At 47.2% G+C, this 25,402-nt stretch carries 21 protein-coding genes; 6 read left to right on the top strand and 15 right to left on the bottom strand.

The genetic code is table 11. The features are described from left to right. Position 1: 1 nt before the first annotated feature. Complete coding sequence (gene aceE, locus ACQ31U_RS08515) at positions 2 to 2,665, bottom strand: pyruvate dehydrogenase (acetyl-transferring), homodimeric type (RefSeq protein ID WP_431051154.1); 2,664 nt, start codon at positions 2,663 to 2,665, stop codon at positions 2 to 4. A gap of 384 nt (positions 2,666 to 3,049) precedes the next feature. Beyond that, positions 3,050 to 4,024, bottom strand: a complete 975-nt coding sequence (locus ACQ31U_RS08510) for a YadA-like family protein (RefSeq protein ID WP_431051153.1) — start codon at positions 4,022 to 4,024, stop codon at positions 3,050 to 3,052. A gap of 948 nt (positions 4,025 to 4,972) precedes the next feature. Between ACQ31U_RS08510 and ACQ31U_RS08505 the strand changes: the two genes are divergently transcribed. The 3 genes from ACQ31U_RS08505 to rimO all read left to right on the top strand — a co-directional run bounded on the left by ACQ31U_RS08505 (position 4,973) and on the right by rimO (position 7,775). Beyond that, a complete protein-coding gene (locus ACQ31U_RS08505) occupies positions 4,973 to 5,644 on the top strand; it encodes a LuxR C-terminal-related transcriptional regulator (protein ID WP_431051151.1) in 672 nt (223 codons plus the stop codon). A 1-nt stretch (position 5,645) separates the two neighbouring features. After that, complete coding sequence (locus ACQ31U_RS08500; RefSeq protein WP_431051149.1) at positions 5,646 to 6,326, top strand: hypothetical protein; 681 nt, start codon at positions 5,646 to 5,648, stop codon at positions 6,324 to 6,326. Positions 6,327 to 6,437: 111 nt separating this feature from the next. Next, on the top strand, positions 6,438 to 7,775 hold the full coding sequence (gene rimO, locus ACQ31U_RS08495; RefSeq protein ID WP_431051147.1) for a 30S ribosomal protein S12 methylthiotransferase RimO: 1,338 nt from the start codon (positions 6,438 to 6,440) through the stop codon (positions 7,773 to 7,775). An 89-nt stretch (positions 7,776 to 7,864) separates the two neighbouring features. Here rimO and hpt read toward each other — a convergent pair whose 3' ends face one another. Then, positions 7,865 to 8,407 (bottom strand): hypoxanthine phosphoribosyltransferase, encoded by a 543-nt coding sequence (gene hpt / locus ACQ31U_RS08490; protein WP_431051146.1) that lies wholly within the window; start codon positions 8,405 to 8,407, stop codon positions 7,865 to 7,867. Positions 8,408 to 8,716: 309 nt separating this feature from the next. Further along, positions 8,717 to 10,066, bottom strand: coding sequence for a metalloprotease PmbA (gene pmbA, locus ACQ31U_RS08485; RefSeq protein ID WP_431051144.1), 1,350 nt, complete (start codon positions 10,064 to 10,066; stop codon positions 8,717 to 8,719). Between the two features lie 185 nt (positions 10,067 to 10,251). Between pmbA and ACQ31U_RS08480 the strand changes: the two genes are divergently transcribed. The 3 genes from ACQ31U_RS08480 to ACQ31U_RS08470 all read left to right on the top strand — a co-directional run bounded on the left by ACQ31U_RS08480 (position 10,252) and on the right by ACQ31U_RS08470 (position 12,073). Continuing rightward, entirely contained in the window at positions 10,252 to 10,434 is a 183-nt protein-coding gene (locus tag ACQ31U_RS08480) for a hypothetical protein (protein ID WP_431051142.1), read from the top strand. A 131-nt stretch (positions 10,435 to 10,565) separates the two neighbouring features. Next, positions 10,566 to 11,105 (top strand): ribosome biogenesis factor YjgA, encoded by a 540-nt coding sequence (gene yjgA, locus ACQ31U_RS08475; RefSeq protein WP_431051140.1) that lies wholly within the window; start codon positions 10,566 to 10,568, stop codon positions 11,103 to 11,105. Between the two features lie 89 nt (positions 11,106 to 11,194). Next, positions 11,195 to 12,073, top strand: coding sequence for a VirK/YbjX family protein (locus tag ACQ31U_RS08470; RefSeq protein ID WP_431051138.1), 879 nt, complete (start codon positions 11,195 to 11,197; stop codon positions 12,071 to 12,073). Between the two features lie 28 nt (positions 12,074 to 12,101). Here ACQ31U_RS08470 and recR read toward each other — a convergent pair whose 3' ends face one another. From recR to seqA, 11 genes are all read right to left on the bottom strand, one after another. Next, entirely contained in the window at positions 12,102 to 12,704 is a 603-nt protein-coding gene (gene recR, locus ACQ31U_RS08465; protein ID WP_431051136.1) for a recombination mediator RecR, read from the bottom strand. Between the two features lie 274 nt (positions 12,705 to 12,978). After that, positions 12,979 to 13,308: a YbaB/EbfC family nucleoid-associated protein gene (locus ACQ31U_RS08460; RefSeq protein ID WP_431051134.1), complete on the bottom strand. Its 330-nt coding sequence runs from the start codon at positions 13,306 to 13,308 to the stop codon at positions 12,979 to 12,981. Positions 13,309 to 13,400: 92 nt separating this feature from the next. Beyond that, complete coding sequence (gene dnaX / locus ACQ31U_RS08455) at positions 13,401 to 15,518, bottom strand: DNA polymerase III subunit gamma/tau (RefSeq protein ID WP_431051133.1); 2,118 nt, start codon at positions 15,516 to 15,518, stop codon at positions 13,401 to 13,403. A 21-nt stretch (positions 15,519 to 15,539) separates the two neighbouring features. Further along, positions 15,540 to 16,082 carry an adenine phosphoribosyltransferase gene (apt, locus tag ACQ31U_RS08450; protein ID WP_431051131.1) on the bottom strand — a complete coding sequence of 181 codons (543 nt, stop codon included), beginning with the start codon at positions 16,080 to 16,082 and terminating at the stop codon, positions 15,540 to 15,542. Between the two features lie 129 nt (positions 16,083 to 16,211). Further along, positions 16,212 to 17,165 carry a lauroyl-Kdo(2)-lipid IV(A) myristoyltransferase gene (gene lpxM / locus ACQ31U_RS08445; protein WP_431051129.1) on the bottom strand — a complete coding sequence of 318 codons (954 nt, stop codon included), beginning with the start codon at positions 17,163 to 17,165 and terminating at the stop codon, positions 16,212 to 16,214. Positions 17,166 to 17,197: 32 nt separating this feature from the next. Then, the gene (locus ACQ31U_RS08440; RefSeq protein WP_431051128.1) at positions 17,198 to 17,962 is read right to left on the bottom strand and encodes a TSUP family transporter; all 765 of its coding nucleotides are present in this window, start codon (positions 17,960 to 17,962) and stop codon (positions 17,198 to 17,200) included. Between the two features lie 15 nt (positions 17,963 to 17,977). Then, positions 17,978 to 18,802: a penicillin-insensitive murein endopeptidase gene (gene mepA / locus ACQ31U_RS08435; protein WP_431051126.1), complete on the bottom strand. Its 825-nt coding sequence runs from the start codon at positions 18,800 to 18,802 to the stop codon at positions 17,978 to 17,980. Beyond that, entirely contained in the window at positions 18,789 to 19,880 is a 1,092-nt protein-coding gene (gene aroC, locus ACQ31U_RS08430) for a chorismate synthase (RefSeq protein ID WP_431051124.1), read from the bottom strand. The genes mepA and aroC overlap by 14 nt, the downstream gene beginning before the upstream one ends. A 9-nt stretch (positions 19,881 to 19,889) precedes the next feature. Further along, positions 19,890 to 23,240, bottom strand: a complete 3,351-nt coding sequence (mscK, locus tag ACQ31U_RS08425; RefSeq protein ID WP_431051122.1) for a mechanosensitive channel MscK — start codon at positions 23,238 to 23,240, stop codon at positions 19,890 to 19,892. A 10-nt stretch (positions 23,241 to 23,250) separates the two neighbouring features. After that, a complete protein-coding gene (gene menE, locus ACQ31U_RS08420) occupies positions 23,251 to 24,768 on the bottom strand; it encodes an o-succinylbenzoate--CoA ligase (RefSeq protein ID WP_431051120.1) in 1,518 nt (505 codons plus the stop codon). Beyond that, a complete protein-coding gene (gene seqA, locus ACQ31U_RS08415; RefSeq protein WP_431051118.1) occupies positions 24,769 to 25,383 on the bottom strand; it encodes a replication initiation negative regulator SeqA in 615 nt (204 codons plus the stop codon). It abuts the gene before it with no gap. Between the last annotated feature and the right edge of the window lie 19 nt (positions 25,384 to 25,402).

Below are 25,402 nucleotides of genomic sequence, written 5' to 3'. Positions count from 1 at the left end.
ATTAAGCATACAGCGGATTCATTTTTTCTGCGTCAATGCCATATTTCTTGATGGCGTCAGCGACGACTTTGCCCTCAACCACACCTTGTTTCGCCAATTCGCTCAGCGCAGCAACCACGACATAGTGTGCATTCACTTCAAAGTGTTCACGCAGGTTTTCACGGCTGTCGGAACGTCCGAAACCATCGGTACCCAACACGCGGTAGCTTTGTGCCGGAATAAACGGACGGACTTGTTCTGCGAACAGTTTCATGTAATCGGTTGCCGCAATTGCCGGCGCGTCGTTCATCACTTGCGCAATGTATGGTAAGCGTGCTTTTTCGGTCGGGTGCAACAGATTCCAACGATCAACATCCGCACCTTCACGCGCCACTTCGGTAAATGACGGTACGCTATACACATCGGAGGTTACGCCGTATTCGTCAGCCAACAGTTTCGCCGCTTCACGTACATGGCGTAAAATCGCGCCTGAACCCAGCAATTGCACTTTGCCTTTGCCTTGACCGGTGACGGTTTCAAATTTGTAGATCCCTTTACGGATGCCTTCTTCCGCGCCTTTCGGCATTGCCGGTTGGTCGTAAGTTTCGTTCAGGGTCGTGATGTAGTAGTAAACGTTCTCTTGTTCAGGCCCGTACATACGACGCACCCCGTCTTGCATAATCACGGCGACTTCATAAGCGAACGCCGGATCATAAGAGATACAGTTCGGAATAGTCAGCGACTGAATGTGGCTGTGTCCGTCTTCATGTTGCAGACCTTCGCCGTTCAGCGTAGTACGACCGGAAGTACCGCCGATCATAAAGCCGCGTGCTTGTTGGTCGCCCGCCGCCCACATTAAGTCACCGACACGTTGGAAACCGAACATCGAATAGTAAACGAAGAACGGAATCATCGGCATATTGTTGGTGCTGTAAGAAGTTGCCGCGGCTAACCAAGATGAGGTTGCGCCCAGCTCGTTGATCCCTTCTTGCAACACTTGCCCGTCAATCGCTTCACGGTAGTAAGAAACTTGCTCGCGATCTTGCGGAGTATAGTTTTGACCGTGCGGATTGTAGATCCCGATTTGACGGAATAAGCCTTCCATCCCGAAAGTACGCGCTTCATCGGCAATAATCGGCACAATGTGTTTGCCAACGGATTTATTTTTCAACAATACGTTTAATGAACGCACGAATGCCATGGTGGTTGAAATCGGACGCGCTTGCGCTTCAAATAATTGTGCGAACTCTTCCAATTCAGGCACTTGCAGCTCGACTGTGAAACGTGGCGAACGCTTCGGCAAATAACCGTTCAACGCTTGACGGTGTTGGTGCAGGTATTTGTACTCTTCCGAGCCTTCGGCAAATTTGATATACGGCAGTTTTTCGACTTCTTCATCGCTCAATTCGATAGAGAATTGGTCACGCACATGACGCACACCGGACATATCCATTTTCTTCACTTGGTGCGCGATATTTTTACCTTCCGCCGCTTCGCCCATGCCGTAGCCTTTGATGGTTTTCACCAACAATACCACCGGTTTGTCTTGGACTTTTTTCGCTTTATTGAATGCGGCGAACACTTTAATCGGATCGTGACCGCCACGGTTCAGCGCCCAAATTTCATCATCAGTCATATCGGCAACCAAGGCTTCGGTTTCCGGATAACGGCCGAAGAAGTATTTACGCACATAGGCACCGTCTTTTGATTTAAAGGTTTGGTAATCGCCGTCAACCACTTCCATCATTAATTTCAGTAATTTACCGGAGGTATCACGTTGTAACAGACGATCCCAACGACGCCCCCAAATCACTTTGATCACTTCCCATCCTGCGCCGGTGAACAGACCTTCCAATTCTTGGATAATTTTACCGTTGCCGGTAACCGGACCATCCAAACGTTGCAGGTTACAGTTGATCACAAACACCAAGTTATCCAGTTTCTCCCGTGCCGCAAACGAGATCGCACCGCGTGATTCCACTTCGTCCATTTCACCGTCACCTAAGAAGGCATAAACGGTTTGATCGGCAGTATCTTTCAAACCACGGTTGTGCAAATATTTTAAGAAACGCGCTTGGTAAATCGCATTGATTGGCCCTAAGCCCATAGAAACCGTCGGGAACTGCCAGAATTCCGGCATTAATTTCGGGTGCGGATAAGAGGAAATGCCTTTACCGTGGACTTCTTGGCGGAAATTATCCAGTTGCTCTTCGGTCAAACGCCCTTCTAAGAACGCACGCGAATAAATCCCCGGAGAAATATGACCTTGGAAGAACACCAAATCGCCGCCGTTTTTCTCTGTCGCCGCTTTGAAGAAATGGTTAAAGCAGACTTCATAAATGGTTGCCGACGATTGGAAAGACGCCATGTGCCCGCCCAGCTCCAAATCTTTTTTCGACGCACGCAACACCATCATCATCGCATTCCAACGGATCGCGCCACGGATACGGCGTTCTAAATCCAAATTGCCCGGATAGTTAGGTTCTTCACTGGTCGGAATCGTATTGATATAGTCGGTGGTCACGCCGCTCGGCAGAGAAACGCTGTTGGCTCTGGCACGTTGCATGATTTGTTCAATGATAAATTGGGCGCGTTCAACCCCCTCTTCACGGATTACAGAATCGATTGCCAACAGCCAATCATTGGTTTCAACTGCATCCACGTCATTTTTAACTGTTTCGGACATGGTCATTTCCTTTTTGTTGATGAAAAAACATTGAGAATCGGCATTGCTGCCAAATCCCCCAAAGCCAAGTAAGCGATAAAAAACCAAGCCGCTAAAAACTAACTAGCTAAAAACAAAGGAATTTTAAAACTTACCCTGTTTCTTTAAGAATTTGTAATAAAAATGCTAAAAATTATCTTATCTAATATAGCTCAAAATCAGGCAAATATTAATCCCTTCCTTAAAAATATCTCTCAATTACTCAACTTTTTTTATAAAAATACTCAATTATGTTGAGGAAAACGGGAGGTTGCCGTCGAACGCTCCGTTTAACAAACACAAAAAAGCCCGTTATTTGCTTTAATAACGGGCTGTGACAATATCAAGTGCGGTTGCAAACCGGTGTTACCATCTGTAACCGATACCGGCATTGGCGCCATAATTATTGCCGGCATTAACCGCACCGACTTTGAACAACCATTTGCCGTTGCCGGACGCATGAGAGAAACCGATCGCCATCCCGTTTGCACTTCTCCAGTTACCGGCAGCGAAAGCGATCACGTTTTCATTTGGCAACACGGCTTGCGGAATTGCCGCCACCGCCAATGCCGCCGCGATACCTTGTTGGGCTTTTCTGTCCACTTGCGATACTTTTTTATCCAAGGATTTCAGTTGCGTATCATGGTGTTGGACTTGGTTGGCTAAAGCGCCGATACGTCCAGTGGCATTCTCCAATTGTTTGTTTAGTGAGGCAGATATTTTGCCTAATTCAACATTGGCGGCACCAACACGTTTATCCAAAGCAACAAATTTCTCGCCGTTTTCTTTTTGTGCCTCTTGCTGCGCTTTATTCAAACCGTCAAATGCTTTGGTGACCACTTCAACTTTTTTGTCAGTTGCTTCAAGCCGTTTGCCCACAGCCGCAAAGCCTTGTTCGTTTTTTTCTTCGTTTGCTTGGATCACTTCACCGACACGCGCAAAGCCCTGCTGAGTTTTTTCTTCGTTCTCTCGGATTGCTTCGCCAACGCGGGTAAAACCTTCTTTGATTGCCTTATCATTGGCTGCAAAAGTGTTACTCACCGTTTCAAAACCTCGGCGCACTTCTTCGAATTTGCTGTCGGCCTCGCCGGCGCGTTTTTCCAATTGAGTGAGCTGCCCCTTGTGTTTTTGTGCTTGTTCTTCCAGGTTACCGATTTTGACGTTATTGCCATTCAGGTTAATTGCCATGGTTTTTCGTTGATCTTCCGTTTCAGCCAAATCTTTTTTCACCTCAAATAATTGAGCGCCATTGACGGCTTGTTTGCTATCTTTATCCAATTGTCCGCCTGCAACATTATGAATTGTTACGCCAGCGCTCGTCACCCCTTTTGAGCCAATCAAAACCACATCATCTGTTGCATTGAATTGGTCTTGTCGGAGATATTCTCCAATGTTTTTCGTCGTATAACGAAGAGGCGGGGTCGACGCTTCAATTTCAAGATAAGCTGTCTTATTATCACTTCTAAGTGTAACTCTGGTACTATCCTCATTACCGGATGTAATAATAATTTCATTAGCCGAAACGGTTTCCGTATCAGTCTTAAAAGTTGTTTCAGCATAAGCGCCTACAGATAACACAGATAATACCAAACTGGAAATTGTGAGTTTTTTAAAATGTTTCATAATGCATTGTTCCTTTACGATTAAATTAATTACGCACGTTATTAATTAAGCTTATAGAAATAACCAACGGATAAATCTATTTTCAAATTAAAAACAAATATCCGCCAAGCATTAGACAACAAAACAATATTCAAAAACATCACTAGACTCCGTGATTTTCGTTTAAGAAATCTAGTGATTTTTTAATTAAATCCATCACAATCATTCATCATATGGGTTACCATTAAAATGGATAAAAATGCTATCTTTAATCGCCCCGAGGATAAAAACCGCCAGCACGGCAACAATTAGCAAGGCTATCACGCCGATTAAAACTTTCATTTCCCACTCAACATTGAGAATTATAATTATTTGATTAGAACATAGTTACAAGCAAGCGCATATAACAAAATCCTGTGATTTTAAATACCCCACAAATATTAAATTAAAAACAATGCAAGTAAAATTTATGTAACGGTAATAATGGAGTTGCTGAAAACCGGCAAGTTACAAATATAGAGACAATACGGATATAGCTAATTTTTGTGATAGTAAAAATGCGTTATTTACTATATTATCACGGCTCTTTTTATATGTTTGAAATCATTTCCTTTATCATCATTTGCCCCGCATTTGATTAAGTTATTAAAAATACTAAAAATAAAAACAGGTTGTTAGGAAAAACTTATGCTGAATTTACTTGCTCCCCTGCTTATTGTAGAAAGCGACATACAGATACAACAGCGATTGCATGCATTGCTGTTAAATCTTGGGTATAAATCATCCGATTTAATTTTTACCGAATCCATTAGCAGCACGATTGGCATTAACTTAACAAATATCGCTTTTGCGATTATCGACTTGGATCTATCCGATGGAAACGGGTTAAGTATCATCAATGCGTTAAACACCTCAGATAATAAACCGCCAATGTTGGTGCTTTCCTCAAGTCATCGTGAAACGACCATCATCAATGCGATACAGGCCGGCGTAACGGCATATATTCTGAAAGAAAGGGAGGATTTTGAATTGTTGAGCGCCATTCGCAATGTTTTGCAAGGCGGTGTGGTGATCGATCCGTTTATCACCAAACATATAATCAATTTATTACCACTCTGCAATAAATTTACTCATTTTGACCAACAAATTAAGGAAGAAAACAATAATATCTGCCTGACCACGCGAGAAAATGAAATTTTGAAACACATCGCCAACGGATTAAGCAACCAGGAAATTGCCGATCAATTATATTTATCACGCTATACTATTGAAACGCATATCCGCCATATTTACCGCAAGCTCACCGTGTGTAACCGTACTAAAGCGATCAGTAAAGCACGTAAAATCGGATTGATATAGTATGATTGCAACCGCCAATAATTTGAGTATTTGTATCAATTATCATCTTTTCCAGATAAATGTCATTAGTTTGCTTATTCTGGTTATCGTCTGCGCCTGTTGTTATTTTATCAGCGCAAAGGAAAAATATTTTATTTGGTGCGCCATAGCCGCAATCGCCTGGCTAACGTTTATTTACAGTTTGTTAACCCCTGATCTATCCTTATTTTATAATGGGATTCCGCCATCAAAATTAAGCCTTACCTTTTTGATTAGCTTTACTTTTGTCTTTAATCTCTTTCTGCGCGACTTCACCTTGCAACGGTTCACGCCATTAGAACGCTATAGTTTTTATTTTATCGCCATTTTCCTACTATTATTATATTTAGTACCGTATGTGATTATTAGCAGCGTTCTGTCTATTACGATTTATTTAGGATTTATTCTATTTGTTCGCAGTATTATCAATACCCTTTTCACTAAGGCAAAATATGTCGCATTGCTCAATATCGTATTAAGCATAAGCCTGCTTCTTGGTTCTATCGAATTCCTAAAATATTTAGGCTTTATCGATTATGAACCGTCACTCATTTTACTTATTTCACTATTTTTAACGATTTCACTCACTGCCATTGTATTATTGCGCATGCTAAGCGATCGACGTTATGCCGGACGCTTGCCTTTTTCTTCATCCCGGCACTGACAACTAGCCTTTTAATCCTAAATTCTATACAATCAGCGCAATTTTTATCGCGGACAAACAGCAAAGTGCGGTTTGTCCGTACTTGTTCTATTTTGAAATATTGAGAAGATTATGATCCACCCCCCGAATATTGGTTTTTTAAGCCTCGGCTGTCCGAAAAACCTGGTCGATTCCGAACGTATTCTGACCGAACTGCGCACCGATGGTTATAACATCGTGCCGAGCTATGACAACGCCGATTTGGTAATCGTCAACACCTGCGGCTTTATCGACAGCGCGGTGCAAGAGTCGTTGGAAGCGATCGGCGAAGCCTTGGCGGAAAACGGCAAGGTGATCGTCACCGGCTGTTTGGGCGCGAAAGAAGATCAGATCCGCGAAGTGCACCCAAAAGTGTTGGAAGTCAGTGGTCCGCACAGCTATGAAACCGTGCTGAAACAAGTACATAAATATGTGCCGAAACCGGAATACAACCCGTTTGTCAATCTGGTGCCGAAACAAGGGGTGAAACTGACGCCGAAGCACTATGCCTATCTGAAAATTTCCGAAGGTTGTGATCACCGTTGTACGTTCTGCATTATTCCGTCAATGCGCGGCGATCTCGACAGCCGCCCGATTGGCAATGTGTTGGACGAAGCCAAACGCCTCGCCGATGCCGGAGTGAAAGAGCTGTTGGTGGTGTCGCAAGATACCTCGGCTTACACCTTAGACAAAACTAAAAAAGACAAAAACAATATCGCGTTCTGGAACGGTATGCCGATCCGCAACGATCTGCTATCGTTGTGTGAGCAACTGGCAAAACTGAATATTTGGGTGCGCTTGCACTATGTGTATCCCTATCCGCACGTGGATAAACTGATTCCGCTGATGGCGGAAGGCAAAATTCTGCCCTATTTGGATATTCCGCTGCAACACGCCAGCCCGAAAATTCTGAAAGCGATGAAACGCCCCGGCTCGATTGACCGCACTTTAGAGCGGATCAAAAACTGGCGCGATATTTGCCCGGAATTGACCCTGCGTTCGACTTTTATCGTCGGCTTCCCGGGCGAAACCGAACAAGATTTCCAACTGTTATTAGACTTTTTGCAAGAAGCGCAACTGGATCGCGTCGGCTGTTTCAAATTCAGCCCGGTTGACGGCGCACCTGCCACCGAGATGGCGGATCAAGTGCCGGAAGAGGTGAAAGAAGAACGTTTCCACCGTTTCATGCAGTTGCAGCAGCAAATCTCCGCACAACGGCTGCAACAAAAAATCGGCAAAACGTTAGCCGTAATTATCGACGAAATCGACGAACAAGGCATTATAGGGCGCTCAATGGCAGACGCGCCGGAAATCGACGGCTTGGTTTATTTAGAGAACCCAACACAAAGTGCGGTCAAAGTCGGTGACATTGTACAAGCCAAAATCCACAATGCCGATGAATATGATTTATGGGGTGAGATTGTCGGGTAACCCAAACCGCACTTGGTTCTCTTTTTCTCCCTCCGTGCGCGGAGGGAGATGTCCGCATGACGGAGAGAGGCGAGAACGAAAATTTATCTTTATTCTTGTTGCAACACCACTTTACCGATATACCCCAAATTCCGGTATTGTTGTGCATAATCAATGCCGAAACCGACCACAAATTCATCCGGAATGGCAAAACCAACCCAATCGACCGGCACTTCCACCTCGCGTCGTGACGGTTTATCCAATAAGGTGCAAATCGTGATCGAAGCCGGTTCGCGCAGTAATAAAATTTTGCGTACTTTGTCTAAGGTGTAGCCGGTGTCGATAATATCTTCTACGATTAACACGTGCTTATCTTTGATATCGCCGTCCAAATCTTTGGAAATTTTCACGTCATGGTTGGAATACATCCCCGAGCCATAACTGGTGGTGGTCATAAAGTCAATTTCGGTCGGCAAATCAATGCTGCGCACTAAATCCGCCATAAACATAAACGACCCTTTCAACAACCCGACCACCACGATTTTTTCCGCATTTTGGTGTTGATAGAAACGGCTGATTTCTGCGCCCAGTTCCTGTATGCGTGAGGCAATTTCTGCCGTTGGAATTAACGTTTCAACATAATGTTTTTTCATTAAAGCGACCTTTATCCAAGCTATATTTGACTTTATCCATTTAAACCGCGCCATCATAACATAATCGCGCATGACTTAAAAAACGATTCAGATAAAAAAGGATTTTCAGCCTCTCGCCTATGCCAGCCAAAAAACAAAGGCTGGAGCAAGCTCCAGCCGATGACCCTAACGAATTTACTTTTTACTCTACATCTGCTCGACTGCTTTCACAATCTTTGCGGACTTGGTTGCACTCCTGCAACTGGCAATCATCATAACAGACTCGATAATCTTGTCAATGATAATTATTCTTATTTATGATAAAATAATTCAGTTCCCCGAGATTTTCATCTCGTCCAATAAAATCGAACCGGTTTGAATATTCGAGCGGTGCTCGACATCGTCCGCCACCGCCACGATATTCGCCAACATCGTTTGCAACTGTCCGGCAATGGTGATTTCATGCACCGGATATTGGATTTCACCGTTTTCCACCCAGAAACCGGCTGCGCCGCGCGAATAGTCGCCGGTGACTAAATTCACCCCTTGCCCCATTAAATCGGTGACCAACAAGCCGGTTCCCATTTGCTTTAAAAGTGCGGTCAAGCCACCGTTCACGTTGGCTTTCACCAACCAATTGTGAATACCGCCAGCGTGTCCGGTGCTTTGCAAGCCTAATTTTTTTGCGCTGTAAGTGGTTAATAAATAGGTCTGCAAAATGCCCTGTTCGACAATTTGCCGATTTTCGGTTTTCACCCCTTCGCTGTCAAACGGCGACGACGCCAAACGCCCGCGTAAGTGCGGTTGTTCGCTGATCTCAAACCAAGTCGGCAAAATTTGGCAACCGAGTTTATCCAGCAAAAAACTGGATTTACGATAAATGCTACTGCCGCTCGCCGCCCCGACCAAGCTGCCGACCAAACCGGTCGCCACATCATTCAGAAAAATCACCGGTGCGGTTTGGGTGGCTAATTTTTGTGCCGATAAACGCGCCACGGTTTTTTGTGCACACTGTTCCCCCACCCACTCCGGCGACTCCAACCCTTGAAAACGGCGCGAAACGGTGTATTCGTATTCCCGTTCCATCTGTTGCTCCGCTGCGCCAATCACGCTACAAGACAAAGAATAACGGCTGGAAAGATAGCTGTTCAGCACGCCGTAGCTGTTACCATACACCCGAATGCCGCTGTGGGCATTAAAACTCGCGCCCTCACTGTTTACAATGCGCGCGTCGGCTGCCAGTGCGGTTTGCTCGGCTGCCAATGCCAATTCCACCGCCTGATCGACGCTGATCTCTGCCGGATGATACAGATCCAGATCCGGCGGATTGAATGCCAGTAATTCCTTTTCAGGCAAACCGTTATAGGGATCTTCCGAGGTGTATTTGGCAATACTCAACGCCGCTTCGACCGCACTTTGCACCGCTTGCGGCGAAAGATCCGAGGTTGACGCATTGCCCTTGCGCTCCCCCAAATAAACGGAAATGCCTAATGCGCCGTCATTATTAAATTCAATATTTTCCACTTGCTCTAAACGGGTCGAAACCGACAGCCCGGTACTTTTGGTTGCCCCAACTTGCGCCGCAGCACCTGCTTGCGCCGCCAACTTTAATGCCAATTCCGCCGCCGCCAATAAATCCTGCTGCTGTAATTTTAATAAATCCTGAGTTTGCCTTGTCATCTTGTTGTTATCTCATGCATTTTAGTTAAGCCACATTCTAGCCTATTTTGCCGCTTTTTTGCCAACGCTAATTAGCAAAGACAGCCTAAGACGTGACGGCAATATTTTAGGATAAAACCACACGTTTAGGTGAGATTAGTCCACTATAATCATTACGATTAAAACCACAGTTAAAGGAGATGATGATGGAATTCAATTTAGGGGATGAAGTACAACCGAAAATCGGCGGGCGCAAAATGCAAGTCGCTGCGATAACTGCCGAAGGCGTTATCTGCCAATGGGAAGAAAATGAAAAAATCTATACCAAAACCTATCAAGCCGAGGAATTGAGCCTATACAAATTGGCTGAACCTTTCGGCGTTTGTTAACCCTTTTGTTCCCTTCCGTCTGCGAAGGGAGCAAAAACCGATTATCCGCCCTCCTCAAATTCCCTGCCGCACCACCTCCGAATTTATGCTATTATTATTCACTTGATTCCCTAGCCACAAGATAAAACAGCATGAAGAAAGATCAAGAAGTCGATTTTTTACTCGACGATGAAGCACAAGACGACGAGATTATTTGGGTCAGCAAAAGCGAAATTAAGCGTGATGCCGAAGCCTTGAAAAAATTCGGCGCCAAATTAGTCGCACTGACTCCGGCGAATCTGGAAAAAATTCCACTTGATGAAAAACTGGCTGATGCCATTGAACTGGCGCAACGTTCACAACGCGGTGCCCTGCGCCGTCAACTGCAATATATCGGCAAGCTATTACGCAACACCGATGTCGAGCCACTGCAAGAAGCATTAGACAAACTGGAAAACAAACATAACCAACAACAAGCGGCTTTCCACCGTTTGGAACACTTACGTGATCAATTATTAGCAAGTGATAATAATCAGGTGCTGTCCAATCTGATTGCCCAATATCCGGAACTGGATATTCAACACCTGCGCAACCTGATCCGTGCCGCACAAAAAGAACGTGCCGCACAAAAACCACCGAAGTGTTATCGTGAAATTTTCCAATATTTGAAAGAATTGGAAACGGCGGAGTAAAATCCGATAAATTATCGAGCGGAATATTTACTTAAGCCTGGTGATCAAATAGAATTTACAGCTTTATTTTTATTTGAAAAAGAGCGCCTATGAAGAATACGATTACCTTCCCGACAGCGAAAACAATGTTTCCCGCGACCAATAAAAAACGCTCAAAATTGGCACTGATACGTTCTCGTTATTACTTACGCTATGCGCGCAGTGCCAAATATTGTAATAAATTCGTCTGTTTTCTGAATAACCACGCTCTGTGGCAAACACTCTTCCGTGAAAATCCTTACCGCTTTAATAGCATTTTATACCGTTTTTGCGATAAGCGTTTCGGCCCCAAACAGCGTTTAGCCGCACTGCAATATAATTTTGCCTTCGCCGAAACCGTATTCGGCGAAACCCTGTGCCGTGATCTGGTTAAACATGATTCCGTACTCATTACGACCTTAGCCAACGGCATTTCGGCATATTTAAATATCAATAAAATCGATCCGCTTGAAGGCTTTTTCTCAATTAATTTACAGGATGAAAATCAGCAGCGGCTTTATGATCTCTCTTTTGCCTTTATTCCGGAAAGCCGTTTACTGATCACTTCGTTGCAAGGCCCGAGCGGAGAAATGGCACAGGATTTGGTGCGTAAATTGACCAAACAACTACACGGCGTGCGCCCTTCACATATGCTGATAACGATCATAAAAATGTTGGCTGAGACATGGGGTTGTAAACTGCTCGGTATTAAACATAAAAACCAAGCAAAATACCGTTGGAACGATCATTCGCGCCTATTATTTAATTATGATCAGTTTTGGGCTGAAAACGGAGCCGAGTTCGATGTCAAAAGCCAATATTGGCAGCTTTCGACCGCACTTGAACGCAAAAGCCTTGAAGAGGTACAAAGTAAAAAACGCAGCATGTACCGCAAACGTTATGACATGTTGGATCACTTGCAAATTGCGGCAAACACACTATATCGATAGAAGAAAACGCCGCACTGGCTAAGTGAGGTTATTGAATTTGCCGCCGCCCTAAAAACGAGTGGGATAACGTGGTTCCGTCCACATTTTCCAGCTCGCCGCCAACCGGAATACCGTGGGCGATACGTGTCACCGGTATGGCGAATTGTCGGCATAATTCCGCGATATAATTGGCAGTGGCGTCGCCTTCCACCGTCGGATTGGTGGCGAGAATCACTTCTTCGAAGGTTTCCTGCTGCAAACGTTGTTGTAACAAATCCAGCCCAATATCGCGCGGCCCGATCCCGTCAAGCGGCGATAGATGTCCCATCAACACAAAGTAACGCCCCGAATATTGCCCTGTCAACTCTAAGGCTTGGATATCCGACGGCATTTCCACCACGCACAGTTGTTTATTTTGTTGGCGGCGCGGGTTGCGGCAAATTGCACAGCTTTCTTCTTCGGTAAAGGTTCGGCATTGGCTGCAATGTCCGATTTTGCTCATTGCTTCCTGCAAGGCTTGGGCTAAATTGACACCGCCGCTACGGTTGCGCTGGAGCAAATGATATGCCATCCGCTGCGCCGATTTCGGTCCGACGCCGGGCAAGCAGCGCAACGCTTCCATCAAGTGTTCCAGTAATGGGCTGATTTGCATGAATTCTCTCTCTTTAATAAACAAAACCGAGATTGCTGACAAACTGACTTCTCTCCCTCCGCGCGCGGAGGGAATACCATTTTTCGCAAGAAAAATGGGGAGGGAGGGGAAATATGAAAATGCAACATATTTATTTTTAAAATAATTTATGCCTCCTTCTGTTCTTCGGACACCTCCCGCCGTATACGGCGGGAGGGAAATTATTCGAGAAAGAGACTTTGTCATCAGTCTGAACCGCACTTAAAGTGCGGTTAGAACAGATTTAACAGCCCGATTAAAACGGCATTTTAAAACCCGGTGGCAACTGCATACCGGAGGTTACGGAAGCCATTTTTTCTTTTTGCAACTCTTCGGCACGGCGTACCGCGTCGTTAAACGCCGCGGCGATTAAATCTTCCAACATCTCTTTATCGTCTTCCATTAACGATGGATCGATTTCGATACGACGGCAGTTGTGTGCACCATTGACGGTAATTTTCACCAACCCCGCCCCGGATTCGCCGGTCACTTCCAATTGCGCCACTTCTTCCTGCATTTTTTGCATGCGTTCTTGCATTTGTTGGGCTTGTTTCATTAAGTTGCCCAATCCACCTTTTCCAAACATAGTTTTCTCTCTTTTTCTTTAAAATAATTCAAAAAATAGGCGCTCATTCTAGCTTAAATTTGCCAAGCTGCAAAGCCGCAATCAATCTGCCGCTAGCCCACCGCACGGATACTGTCCAAATCCAAGGTCGCGTCAAACGCTTGTTGTAATAACGCGATTTGCGGATCTTGCCGTAACGCGTGTTTGGCTTGTTCGCTCAGTTCGCTATAGATTTGGCGCCGTTGTTCCAGCGGCGTCAGACGCGTCTTATCGCTTTCCAACACCACGTTTAACCGCACTTCATGTTGATAAAATTTGCTCAATTGCTGCTGTAATGCCTCGATATAACGGGCATTATTCAAATTGGACTGATCCGGGCGCAAACCCAATGTCACCGCCTCATCATTTTCCGCCAATAGCAAGGCATTAAGCCCTAACTGCTTGACCATCCCGCTCAATTCCAACTGTTCTAACATTGCCGACCAACGATCGCGTTCCGCACTGAGTTTCAGCACTTTTGCCACTAGCTCCGGCGTCCTTTCCTGTAAAATCGCCTGTTTGATATCCGACGGACGCAAACGGTTGCTCTCTTCGTTTTCCAATTCCGGATTTAGCCATTGCCAATGGTAATCTTCGCCAATCGTATCACTCTGTTCATTTTCGCTTTCGTCGTCTGATAGCGGAGGCGGTTCGGCTGCGGCAGCCGGCAGCGGCGGGTTTGCCGGCGGGGTTTTGGCGGCACTGATACGGTTGAGGCGTTCCATTAAGCCCAGCGATTTTTCCACCCCGGTGTCATGGTTTTGTGTTGCCGTCGGCACTGTTTCCAACCGATTATCCGTGGCAGTTACGATGGGTTTACTGTTTTTTTTTTGCGAATTTTGCAGCTGCTGTCGTGCTTGCAGCGCTTTCAACGCCGGAGAAAGCGCCTGAGCGTCATCGGACTGTGCGGCGGATTCGTTTGTTTGCGCCGCAATACGTTTACGCTGCACCGCACTTGGCGTTGGCGCAGTTATGCTTTCGGGTGTAAAGTGCGGTTCAGCTTCGTGCTTCGGCAACCGTTGGCGAATGCGCTGCAACTGATGTTCGGTATTTTCCGCCTGCTCCAGTTGTTTTTCCGTCGTGGTTTGCGGGGCTGACAGCGATGTATCCCGTTGCAATAACTTAGGATGAAATGCCAAGGCGCGCAACAGGGTCATTTCCACCCCGCTGCGTTGATCCGGCGCAAACGGCAACTCTTTGCGCCCGTTCAGGATTAATTGATAATAAAATTGCACATCTTCCGGCGGTAAATTACGCGCCAGGAAATCCAGTCGATCACTGCTTTTTTCGCTTGCTTTTAACAGTTGCCGCATCGCAATCTGGTGTAGGTTGCTTGCCACTTCTTGCAGCAGTTGATCCCACTCCACGCCTTTCTCCGCCACCTGCTGCACGCTACGCATTAACGCTTCGCCGTCCGCCAGCTGTAACGCCTGAATAATATCCAACGATTGTTCGCTGTCGAGTGTGCCCAGCATTTGATGTACGATTTGCGTGCTGATATTGCCGTTGCTCATCGCAATCGCCTGATCGGTCAGACTGAGCGAGTCACGGATACTGCCGCGTGCCGCTTTTGCCAGCTGCTCCAAGGCGGAAAATTCATAGGGAATTTTTTCCTGTTGCAGAAGATATTCCAGATGGTTGGCAATCTGTTTCGGCTCTAACGCTTTCAGATGAAATTGAATACAGCGGGATAAAATGGTAATCGGCAGTTTGTGCGGATCGGTGGTTGCCAATAGGAATTTGACATATTCCGGCGGTTCTTCCAACGTTTTCAACAACGCATTGAAACTGTGGCGCGACAACATATGCACTTCGTCGATCAGGTAGATTTTATAGCGCCCTTGCACCGGTTTATACTGAACGTTGTCGAGTAACTCTCGGGTATCTTCCACTTTGGTGCGAGAGGCGGCGTCGATTTCCAATAAATCAATAAAACGCCCGTCTTCAATCGCACGGCAGTTTTCACACTTGCCGCACGGTTCGGCGGTGACGCCCCGCTCACAATTCAAGCCTTTGGCGAACAAACGGGCTATCGAGGTTTTTCCTACTCCGCGCGTTCCGGAAAAGAGATAGGCATGGTGCAGCCGATTATTCTCTAAACCGTTAGCAAGTGCGGTCAGAACGTGTTCTTGTCCGACAACCTGCGAAAACCGTTGTGGCCGCCATTTTCTGGCAAGTACCTGATAGCTCATGCGCAACCCGTTGTTGAAAAATTAATGTTCGTCGAAACTAACCAAATGGAAGCTAGTGATACCGGATTTTTTCAGACGCTCTGCGCCGCCCAGTTCCGGCAAGCTGATGATAAACGCGGCATTCTCCACTTTACCGCCCAAACGACGAATCAGTTTAACCGTTGCTTCCACTGTACCGCCGGTTGCTAATAAATCGTCGATAATCAATACGTTATCATCGGCATTTATCGCGTCAATATGAATTTCCAACGTATCTTCGCCATATTCCAATTGGTAGTTTTGCGCAATGGTTTCGCGCGGCAATTTACGCGGTTTGCGCACCAAGACAAACGGCAAACCCAGCGCCAATGCCACCGGCGCACCGAAAATAAAACCGCGGGACTCGGTGCCGACCACTTTGGTAATGCCTTTTTCTTTATATTGCGCAACGATCAAATCCACCGTTGCTTGGAATGCCGCCGGCACTTCCAACAAGCTGGTGATATCACGGAAAATAATCCCTTGTTTCGGGTAATCCGGAATAGATTTAATCGACGCTTTCACTAATTCTAATGTCTGGTTCATAGCTAAAAAACCTAAATAAACTTTTCAGGAGATGTGTTGCGCAATCTTTCGCAACACGGCAAGCAGATAAGAATAACAAAACTCAAGTCGGCTGCAAATCCTTTCTTCGCTTTTTTGTGACGGTTGTTGTTAAAGCCGATAAATATCCTGCCCGTCTTTGCGGGTTTTTAACAACCGCAAAATCCAGACATACTGCTCAGGCGTCTCGGTCACATAAGATTCGATTTCCCGATTCATCAACCGTGCCATTTCTTCATCGTTATCACTCAGCGCCATGGGCGGATGAATGTCCAACTGATATTTGCCCAGCCCGGCGTTATAACGCGGGAACATCGGAATCACCACCGCTTTCGCCACTTTCGCCATTTTGTTTAAGCCCGGCAGCGTTGCTTTATAGGTAGCAAAAAAATCGGCATATACACTCAGCTCTGCGCCATAATCTTCATCGGGTAAATAATAACCCAATTCGCCGCGTCGCACCGTATTTAAAAACGGTTTAATCCCGTTCTGACGGGCGTGCATTTTGCCGCCGAAACGTTCGCGCGTGCGGTTCCACAGCCAATCCACCAGCGGATTACGGTGCGGATTATACATTGCCGTCATCGGCATGCCCTGCGTATGCAGAATAATGCCCGAAGCGTCAATCGCCCAAGTGTGCGGCACCAGCAAAATCACATTCTTACCGTCGGCGCGCGCTCGACGGATATGTTCAAGCCCCAAAAATTCGGTACGTTGCTGTAAATGCGCTTTCGAACGGATTGCCACTTCGCCAATCGCCAACATCACTTGGGTGACGGTGATAAACATTTGATCAATCACCTGCTCTTTTTTGTCATTGCTCCAGTCCGGAAAACAATAGGACAGATTCACCCGTGCGCGATGGCGCTGCTTTTTTGCCTTGCGTGCAATAATCACGCCCAGTTTCGCCGCCAAACGATCACGCCAGCGGTACGGCAGATAGGCAAGCAACAACAAGCCGAAAATGCCTAACCAAACACCCCAATATTGCGGCAACAGGTAACGCCATGAAAAGTGCGGTTCATAACCGACGCGCGCGGTTATGCGTCTGTTCTGTTCTGTCATCAATCAAACCTTAATTAAAACAAATCGTTGGTTCAGCCGAACCAACCATAATCAAATGCCAATTTGCTCGCCATTACAAATGCCACCACCACGACCATCGGGCGAATCAATTTCTGCCCCTTGGTTAACACCATTCGCGCGCCCATTCTGGCACCGATAAATTGCCCTGCCAACATCACCAAGCCCAACGTCCAGGCCACTTGTCCGCCGATTAAAAAGAACAGCAGCGAGGCGATATTCGAGGTGAAATTCAGCACTTTCGCGTGGGCAGTGGCTTTTGCCAAATTAAAACCGAGCAACATCACAAACGCCAAGCTGAGAAACGAGCCCGTGCCCGGTCCGAAAAAGCCGTCATAAAAGCCGATAGCGAAACCGGCAGTTACGGCAAAAACCAGATAAGACACCCGTTTTTGTTTATCGCTTTCGCCCAATTTCGGCGTTAACAAGAAATAGATTCCAATTGCAAAAATCAGAAACGGCAGAATTTTTTTCAAAAAATCCGCATTCATCTGCTGGACTAAAACCGTGCCTAACACCGCGCCGAGAAAGGTCATGCCAATCAATACTGCGATTTCACGCAGATTGACCGCCTTACGTCGGATAAAATACCAACTGGCGGAAAAGGAACCGCCGCAAGCTTGCAGTTTATTGGTGCCCAATGCCAACGCCGGCGGCATGCCGGTTGCCAACAGTGCCGGAATGGTAATCAGCCCTCCGCCACCGGCAATCGCATCAATAAAACCCGCCAATAACGCCACGCCAAACAGCAAAGCGTACATTTCCAAGCCTAATTCCATTTTTTATCCTGCCGATTAACTTTGACCGTGTTGTGATAACACCATTTGGCACAGCTGCGGCATTGGCGGTGGCGTTTTCGGTTTGTTGGCTTGTGAACCCGGTTTCGGCGGCTCAAACCACGACATCAATTCGGCGCCGCAGCCTTCGCCGCTCGGCACCGGCGCTTGTGCCTCGCAATAACTCGCGCCTTGCGGACAGGTTAAGCGTACGTGCAAATGGGCGTCGTGTCCGAACCACGGACGGATTTTGCGCAGCCAAGTGCGGTCCCCCTGCACCGTCTGGCATAATTTCAACTTAATTGCCGGATTGAGGAAAATCCGATCGACTTTCGGATCTTGTGCCGCCAAGCGAATCAACGTGGTTTGATCCGCGGTCCAGACTTTTTCATCGACTCGCTGGGCTTTGCGATTCACCATTAAGGTTGCCGTCGGATTCAACGCCTGTTTGTCGCTGAGAGGCCCGAAACGCAGCCAAATATCCGCGTCCAAACCGGTTTGGTGGCTGGCGTGTCCGCTGGCAAAACGCCCGCCCGCCGGCATGCCCATATCGCCGACCAATACATTTTGCAAACCGGCTTGTTTGGCTTTTTTCCCTAAACGGGTCAAGTAATCCACTAATTCGGGATGACCGTAATAGCGGTTTTTACCGGCGCGAATCACTTGGTAACCCTCACCGCGTAATGCCAGCGGTTGCGCACCGATAATACAGCCGTTGCTGTAGCCGCCGACCGGATTGGCTTCGCCCTGCACCGGCGCTTTAATTTGTTCCCACGGCGAGGCAAGTGCGGTCAGGCTGACGAACGACAATAAAAGTCCGCTGATAATCTTATGACACCACATCTTTGACTCCGTTTTGCGCACGTTGGCGCAATAAATGATCGAGTAACACAATCGCCACCATCGCTTCGGCAATCGGCACCGCACGAATACCAACGCACGGATCGTGCCGTCCGCGCGTCACCACTTCCACTGCTTGGTTATCCAAATTGACGCTCCTGCCCGGAATGGTGATACTGGAAGTCGGTTTCAGCGCAATTTGCGCCACTATCGGCTGCCCGTTACTGATCCCGCCGAGAATGCCGCCGGCATGGTTGGAACAAAACCCCTCGGGGGTCATTTCATCACGGTGATCGGTGCCTTTCTGTTCCACCACCGCAAAGCCGTCGCCAATTTCCACGCCTTTAACCGCATTAATCCCCATTAAAGCATGGGCTAAATCCGCATCCAAACGGTCAAATACCGGCTCGCCCAAACCGACCGGCACGTTTTCGGCAACTACCGTCAATTTCGCCCCAATCGAGTTCCCCTCTTTTTTCAGCTCGCGGATCAATTCGTCAAACCGCTCGACCGCACTTGGATCCGGGCAGAAAAACGGATTGCTGTTGACCTGCGCCCAGTCAATTTGCTCCAACGGCTGTTCGGCAATTTTGACCGCGCCGATTTGGCTGAGAAAACCGCGCACTTCCACGCCGAACCGTTCACGCAAATATTTTTTTGCCACCGCACCGGCAGCCACGCGCATGGCAGTTTCACGCGCAGAGGAACGCCCGCCGCCGCGATAATCGCGCACGCCATATTTCTGCTGGTAAGTATAATCGGCGTGCCCCGGACGGAAACGATCTTTGATCTCACCATAATCCTGAGAGCGCTGATCGCCGTTTTTGATGATCATGCCAATGCTTGTGCCGGTGGTTTTGCCCTCGAATACGCCAGACAAAATCTGCACTTCGTCATCTTCGCGCCGTGGCGTGGTGTAGCGTGAAGTTCCCGGTTTGCGCCGATCCAAATCCGGCTGAATATCCGCTTCCGTCAAATCCATGCCCGGCGGCACGCCGTCGATAATACACCCCAGCGCAATGCCGTGGGATTCACCGAAAGTGGTGACTTTGAACAGTTGTCCAATGCTGTTTCCCGCCATACTGTTTCCTTATTGATTATCCGTTTTAATTGGCAACTGTTGCCCGTTATCCAAATTTTTAATATACACATCGAGCTGATTAAAGGCGATATCAATCTTGTTTTCCGTAAATAATTGATCAATCCTGCGATTCAGAAAATCGATGGTCGGATTACGTTCGTTGGTTTTATTCACATAAACCCGCAATTCATGATCCAGGGTGCTGGCGCCAAATGCCAGGAAGTACACCACCGGCGCCGGGTCTTTCAAGGCATAAGGCGATTCGTCCGCCGCTTGCAATAATAATGTTTTGGTTAATTCCACATCGGAACCGTAGGCAACGCCGATTTTCAATACTATTCGTGTGGTGGTATTGCTCAATGACCAGTTGGTCAAGCGCTCGGTTACAAACGCTTTATTCGGCACAATCACTTCTTTACCGTCAAAATCCACAATCGTCGTGGCGCGAATGCGGATTTTCGATACCGTACCGCTGAATTCGCCAATCGTCACCAAATCCCCAATCCGTACCGGGCGTTCGAACAAAATGATAATCCCCGAAACAAAGTTGGCGAAAATCTCCTGTAAACCAAAGCCTAAACCGACCGACAAGGCGGCAAACAGCCACTGTAATTTACTCCACGACATGCCTAAGGTCGAAAATGCGGTTCCGGCACCGAGGGCGACGAATAAATAACTGAGAATGGTGGTAATCGCATAAGGCGAGCCTTGCGACAATTGCACCCGGGAAAAAATCAGGATCTCCAACACCCCGTTCAAATTGCGGACGACCAAATAGGTTCCCCATAAAATCACTATCGAGGTCAAGAAATTAAGTAAAGTAACCGACTCCAGCACCGTTGTACCATTGGCGTCAGTCGAAGTCTGCTGCCACAAACTGATGTTATCCAGATAAACCGCCACCCCGAGCAAATCCGCCCATACCCAATAAAACAATCCGATTAGTAACAACCACAGGGCAATATCCGTAATTTTAGTCACTTGCTGGTTGACCGTCGCCAAGGCAATTTTTTCATCTTGCGCATCAATCACCAGATCTTCGCCATGCACGGTGTTTTCCGCATTCTCTTCTTTGTTTTGCTGCTGTTGCCGTTTTTCTTTCAGGCGGCGGTAAGCAAGTTGGCGGGCGGAAACCCGAATCGCACGGTGCGTCATTTCGCGCAAATTCACCCAAAGAATCAGCACTACATAGGTGGAAATGATATGCCGAATCAAGATCAATGCCGTGTAGTAATAACCCAAACCGATTAAGACAATCAAGATAATCGGCAGCAGCACCAGCAAGATTCTCAGAAATTTAAACAGTTTCGGGTATGTCGTCCGCTCTTGCCCGTTATCCTCAGACGCCTCACGATTAACACTGTCGATAGCACTGCTGAAGCCGGGTCTGATTTGGAATAAAAACAGTAACAGCGCAGTGATCACCAATGTTTCCCCTAGCATATCATTTGCAATGCCGGTATCCAGAGAGGTGAAAATCGAAGCGTTCAACAATACCGCCAGAATCGGGATCGAACGGCGCAGCGTATTGCGGAACAACGCATTAGTCGTCGCGGAAAAATTAAAATGACGGTGTGCAATTCCGTTTGGACGCAATAACGACAAGGTAAAGGCAATAAAGAACCAAAACGCCGCCATTTTTAACGCCCACGGTAACAATCCCAGTGGATGATGGAAACAGAAATAGATGATTAAAATCAGCGTTGACAAAAATAACAAGGTGCTCGGTAGCGCTAAGATCAAGGTGTAAAACAACACAATCAACGTACGCCATTGATTATCGCCGCTCAAGGTGTTGACTTTACTGTTATGCCAGCTGATTTCACGTTTGAACCAAGTTTTGCGCCAGTTAATCCCCGCCGCCAATAACAATAAAAAACCGACCAACGAACCGATAGGCAAGAGGTAATCGCGCCAATTGCTGAAATCCAGCAATTTGACAATTTGCGCCAATTGCATTTTGACTCCCCCTGAAAAACGGGCAAACCAATCAAAATCAATCGGATTATTACTTTTCACCCAAAAACTCTGCTGTTCCAATTTATTTTGCAGCTCGTTACTGATACTAATCACCTGCTGTTGATTCAAATCAATATTGATCGATTGGTTGAGTTGCGCATTCAGCTCGGTAATCACATCGGTCAGCAATTTACGTCGATCTTGCAAAATCGTGGTCAGTTGCGCTTTTTCTGCGTCGGTGAAGCGGGTCTTATGATCCCATTCCAAATTGGCGATATAATCGGCAGTATTGTATAGTGCATCACGCCGTTCGTTCATATCAAAAATCTGCACCCGCAAATCGGTGATCCGCTTTGCCAAGCCGCTGATCAGACTATCTTTCGGCAGTGCCTGCCGCTGCTTGTTAATAATGCGTGACAGCACCAACGTACCTTGCAACGCGCTGATTTGTTCATCAATATTGCGCTGAGTTTGCAGCAAATTATCCAAGGTATTGCGAATACGCAGCCCGTCTTGTACCAACTGGTTATGATTATTAGTCTGCGTTAATAAAAATTGGCTGACTTGCGTATTGATCGCCGCTTCTTGGCGCAACCATTGATTACCATCGTCATTACCGCCACTGCTGCTTTGTTCCAATTCGGCTACTTGCCGCTGTGATTGTTGTAGCCGCAATGCACTGATTTTTTCCGCCAGCGCCGCTTGGAGCTCTTGTTGCTGTTTTTGCTCCAGCGTTTTTTCCGCCACTTCCGATTCATAGAGCGAAGTCAGTTTAGAATTACCATTTAAACTCAATTGATTATATTGATTTTTCAATTCAATCAAACGTAACTCGGCGTGATATTTATTCGCCAAAGAGGGGCTGACTTGGGCGCTGAACAGCAATTTATTCAGCTGTTGACTGCGTGCCAAATTATCGGCAAGTGCGGTTTGCACCCGCTCCGGCACCGAACGCTGCGCCACCAACAAGCCGTTTAAATTGCTTAAATCGCTTTGGATTTGTTGTAATTGCTGCTCGTTTTCACTCTGTATTTGATTCAACTCGGCCAGAGACATCTCGTTCCATTTTTTTGAACTCACTTCAATGCCGTCACTCTGATTCAATCGATTCAGATTATCCTGACTGGCGGCAATAGCCTGATCCGCCCCGTCGATGGTTTTTTGCAGCGTACCAATCAGGCTTTTTTGCTGTTCAATTTGTTCCAACAAGCTGACGGTATCGCGCAGATTATTCAGCAATAACGCATTGTCCGGGGTTTTGTTCTCATTACTTTCCGCCGCACTGATTGCCGCTTCAAGCTCAGGCTTGGTCGGTAGCGGTGATTCTGTGGCGGCAGCCGCTATCTGACCGGCAAACAGTAGACTAAAAATCGAAAATAAAATCCAAAAACGTTTTTTCATTATATCCTGCTCATTCTGACGGTTGCGTAGATTGCAACTGTTGTTGTAAATCCTGTAATAACCGCTTACGTGAAATTTTGATTTGATTCGGATCATCGTTCCGCGGCAACGGATAATAGGCTATCGGCTGCTTAAACCGTTCGATTCTCGTTTGTAACCAAGACCGCACTTGCGCCACTAATACGGTTGAAAACGGTTGGTTAAAACGGAGCATCGCAACCGGACGCGCGCCGAATTCCATATCGGCAAGCGGCAGCACCACCACTTGTTCAATCAACGGAAACTGTTGCAACACACTTTCAATCTCTTCCGGCTGAATATTTTCACCGCCGGAAATAAACAAATTGTCAATCCGCCCCAGCACCTGTAATTCGCCGTTTTGCCAATGTCCTCTATCCTTAGTCTGATACCAGCCTTCAGCGTTCAACAACGGCATAATTTTTCCCTGTTGCCAATACCCCGCCGCCAGCCCGGCGCCGCGCAACCAAATTTCGCCGTCACGAATACACAGCTCGCGCCCCCGCAATAACCGCACTTCAGCCTGTTGCGGATCATTTCTGCGCACAAAAACGGTCGACGCCATTTCTGTCATGCCGTAGCCGCTGAAGGTTTTTAGCCCGGCGGCGTATGCCCGACGGCACAGTTCAGGATCAATATGCGCTCCGCCCAATAAAATCGCTTCGGTTCGAACCGTTTGCGGCGGCAGATTGCGGTCGGATAAATAATCCAAATAGCGTTGCAATTGGGTCGGCACTAACGAGACATGGCTGACTTTGCCGATAGCTTGGTAAAAATCCGCGGCGCCAAAGTGTAAACACGCTGCCGCACCCAGCCAACGCCACACAATGCCCTGCCCCGAAACATGATATAACGGCAGCGACAGCAGCCATGCGTTGTCATGTGTAAATGCTAAAAATTCATTCACGCCCAACGCATTTTGCCAATGCGCCCGAATATCGTGTACCACTGCTTTCGGCTCTCCGCCGGAGCCGGAAGTCAGGGTCATGCTGTAACCCCGCTGCCATAAAAGTGCGGTTTGACGCCGATAATCCGCTTCAAATCCCAGCGCATTCAGTACGATACGCCGGCAAGAAAAAGCGGCAGTGCACGGGGAAAAGTAATAACCAATATGATTTTGTTGGAAAAGCCGTTCGATTTTTTCCGCCGGAAATTGCGGATTCACCGCCATCACCCGCGCGCCAAGCGACAACCCTGCCAGATACAATAACAATTGCGGCAAGCTGTTTTTACCAATCAGCCCGATCCCGTCACCGGGCCGTATCCCTTGCGCCGCCAGTTGATCCGCCAACTGATCCACCGCACAAAAAACCTGCCGCCAGCTTAACTCAAGTGCGGTTTGCGTTGCGCCCGTTGCCGTTGCGAGAGACGACAAAAGCAAGTCGGAATCCAAGTTTTCACAAACTCCACTCCGGCTTGCTTTTAGCGGCAGGCTAGTCGGCGAATATTCAATCGCGCACGCTTCATTTACGGTTAAACGAGCCAACGCAGTGACAATTTGTTCCATCATCTAGACTGCAAAATAACTTCTCACTTCATCCACCAATTCCGGCGGCAAATGCATTGAATTCATCGCCCCCTCCAACATTAGCATTTTGCGTTGACTGTTGGTGTTGGTGATCACCCAATACGGACTTTCCGGAATTTGCCGCGGTTTGGTGTGGTTGCCCGCCTGCAATAAAGTGGCTTCGTCACGGGCAAAGTAAATTCGGGTGCGGCCTTGCAGCGATTCGGCGGCTTGGGCGAAACTTTCCGGATTGGCACGATAAAGTGCGGTCAGAATCATTAAAAAGCGCACCACCCCCTTGCTTTCCTGCTGGAAATCATCGGACTGCAACACATTGGTCAGGCGCGCCACCACCCGTTGAATCGCTTCGTCAGATTGTTTCTTCGGCGGCGGAGGTGTCGTTTCGTGCCCATTCGCCGTTTTCGCAGGCGCTTGCGCTTTATCTGTAGATATTCCTGTTTCTACCGCCGGCAACGGTTCTTCTTTTGACTGCGGATGTGTATTCGACGACGAAAAATTCAAAAGGCGACGTAAAATATCAGACGCGCTTTCTCCAATTGATTGCGTATTGGCGGCAATATACTGATAAAGTTCTTCATCAACTTCAATAATTTTCATCGTGCTCTCCTTCTTTTAC

It is taken from the genome of Testudinibacter sp. TW-1, from assembly GCF_050613185.1.
Classification (GTDB): Bacteria; Pseudomonadota; Gammaproteobacteria; order Enterobacterales; family Pasteurellaceae; genus Chelonobacter.
This window is presented reverse-complemented; position numbering and strand designations above follow the sequence as displayed.

What these genes read in the sequence shown, in the direction of transcription:
- dnaX (WP_431051133.1), bottom strand. Translation starts at nt 15,518, where the DNA reads ATGAGCTATCAGGTACTTGCCAGAAAATGGCGGCCACAACGGTTTTCG.
- apt (WP_431051131.1), bottom strand. Translation starts at nt 16,082, where the DNA reads ATGAACCAGACATTAGAATTAGTGAAAGCGTCGATTAAATCTATTCCG.
- lpxM (WP_431051129.1), bottom strand. Translation starts at nt 17,165, where the DNA reads ATGACAGAACAGAACAGACGCATAACCGCGCGCGTCGGTTATGAACCG.
- seqA (WP_431051118.1), bottom strand. Translation starts at nt 25,383, where the DNA reads ATGAAAATTATTGAAGTTGATGAAGAACTTTATCAGTATATTGCCGCC.
- ACQ31U_RS08460 (WP_431051134.1), bottom strand. Translation starts at nt 13,308, where the DNA reads ATGTTTGGAAAAGGTGGATTGGGCAACTTAATGAAACAAGCCCAACAA.
- ACQ31U_RS08440 (WP_431051128.1), bottom strand. Translation starts at nt 17,962, where the DNA reads ATGGAATTAGGCTTGGAAATGTACGCTTTGCTGTTTGGCGTGGCGTTA.
- recR (WP_431051136.1), bottom strand. Translation starts at nt 12,704, where the DNA reads ATGCAAATCAGCCCATTACTGGAACACTTGATGGAAGCGTTGCGCTGC.
- mepA (WP_431051126.1), bottom strand. Translation starts at nt 18,802, where the DNA reads ATGTGGTGTCATAAGATTATCAGCGGACTTTTATTGTCGTTCGTCAGC.
- ACQ31U_RS08470 (WP_431051138.1), top strand. Translation starts at nt 11,195, where the DNA reads ATGAAGAATACGATTACCTTCCCGACAGCGAAAACAATGTTTCCCGCG.
- rimO (WP_431051147.1), top strand. Translation starts at nt 6,438, where the DNA reads ATGATCCACCCCCCGAATATTGGTTTTTTAAGCCTCGGCTGTCCGAAA.
- mscK (WP_431051122.1), bottom strand. Translation starts at nt 23,240, where the DNA reads ATGAAAAAACGTTTTTGGATTTTATTTTCGATTTTTAGTCTACTGTTT.
- ACQ31U_RS08505 (WP_431051151.1), top strand. Translation starts at nt 4,973, where the DNA reads ATGCTGAATTTACTTGCTCCCCTGCTTATTGTAGAAAGCGACATACAG.
- aceE (WP_431051154.1), bottom strand. Translation starts at nt 2,665, where the DNA reads ATGTCCGAAACAGTTAAAAATGACGTGGATGCAGTTGAAACCAATGAT.
- aroC (WP_431051124.1), bottom strand. Translation starts at nt 19,880, where the DNA reads ATGGCGGGAAACAGCATTGGACAACTGTTCAAAGTCACCACTTTCGGT.
- ACQ31U_RS08500 (WP_431051149.1), top strand. Translation starts at nt 5,646, where the DNA reads ATGATTGCAACCGCCAATAATTTGAGTATTTGTATCAATTATCATCTT.
- hpt (WP_431051146.1), bottom strand. Translation starts at nt 8,407, where the DNA reads ATGAAAAAACATTATGTTGAAACGTTAATTCCAACGGCAGAAATTGCC.
- menE (WP_431051120.1), bottom strand. Translation starts at nt 24,768, where the DNA reads ATGATGGAACAAATTGTCACTGCGTTGGCTCGTTTAACCGTAAATGAA.
- pmbA (WP_431051144.1), bottom strand. Translation starts at nt 10,066, where the DNA reads ATGACAAGGCAAACTCAGGATTTATTAAAATTACAGCAGCAGGATTTA.
- yjgA (WP_431051140.1), top strand. Translation starts at nt 10,566, where the DNA reads ATGAAGAAAGATCAAGAAGTCGATTTTTTACTCGACGATGAAGCACAA.
- ACQ31U_RS08480 (WP_431051142.1), top strand. Translation starts at nt 10,252, where the DNA reads ATGGAATTCAATTTAGGGGATGAAGTACAACCGAAAATCGGCGGGCGC.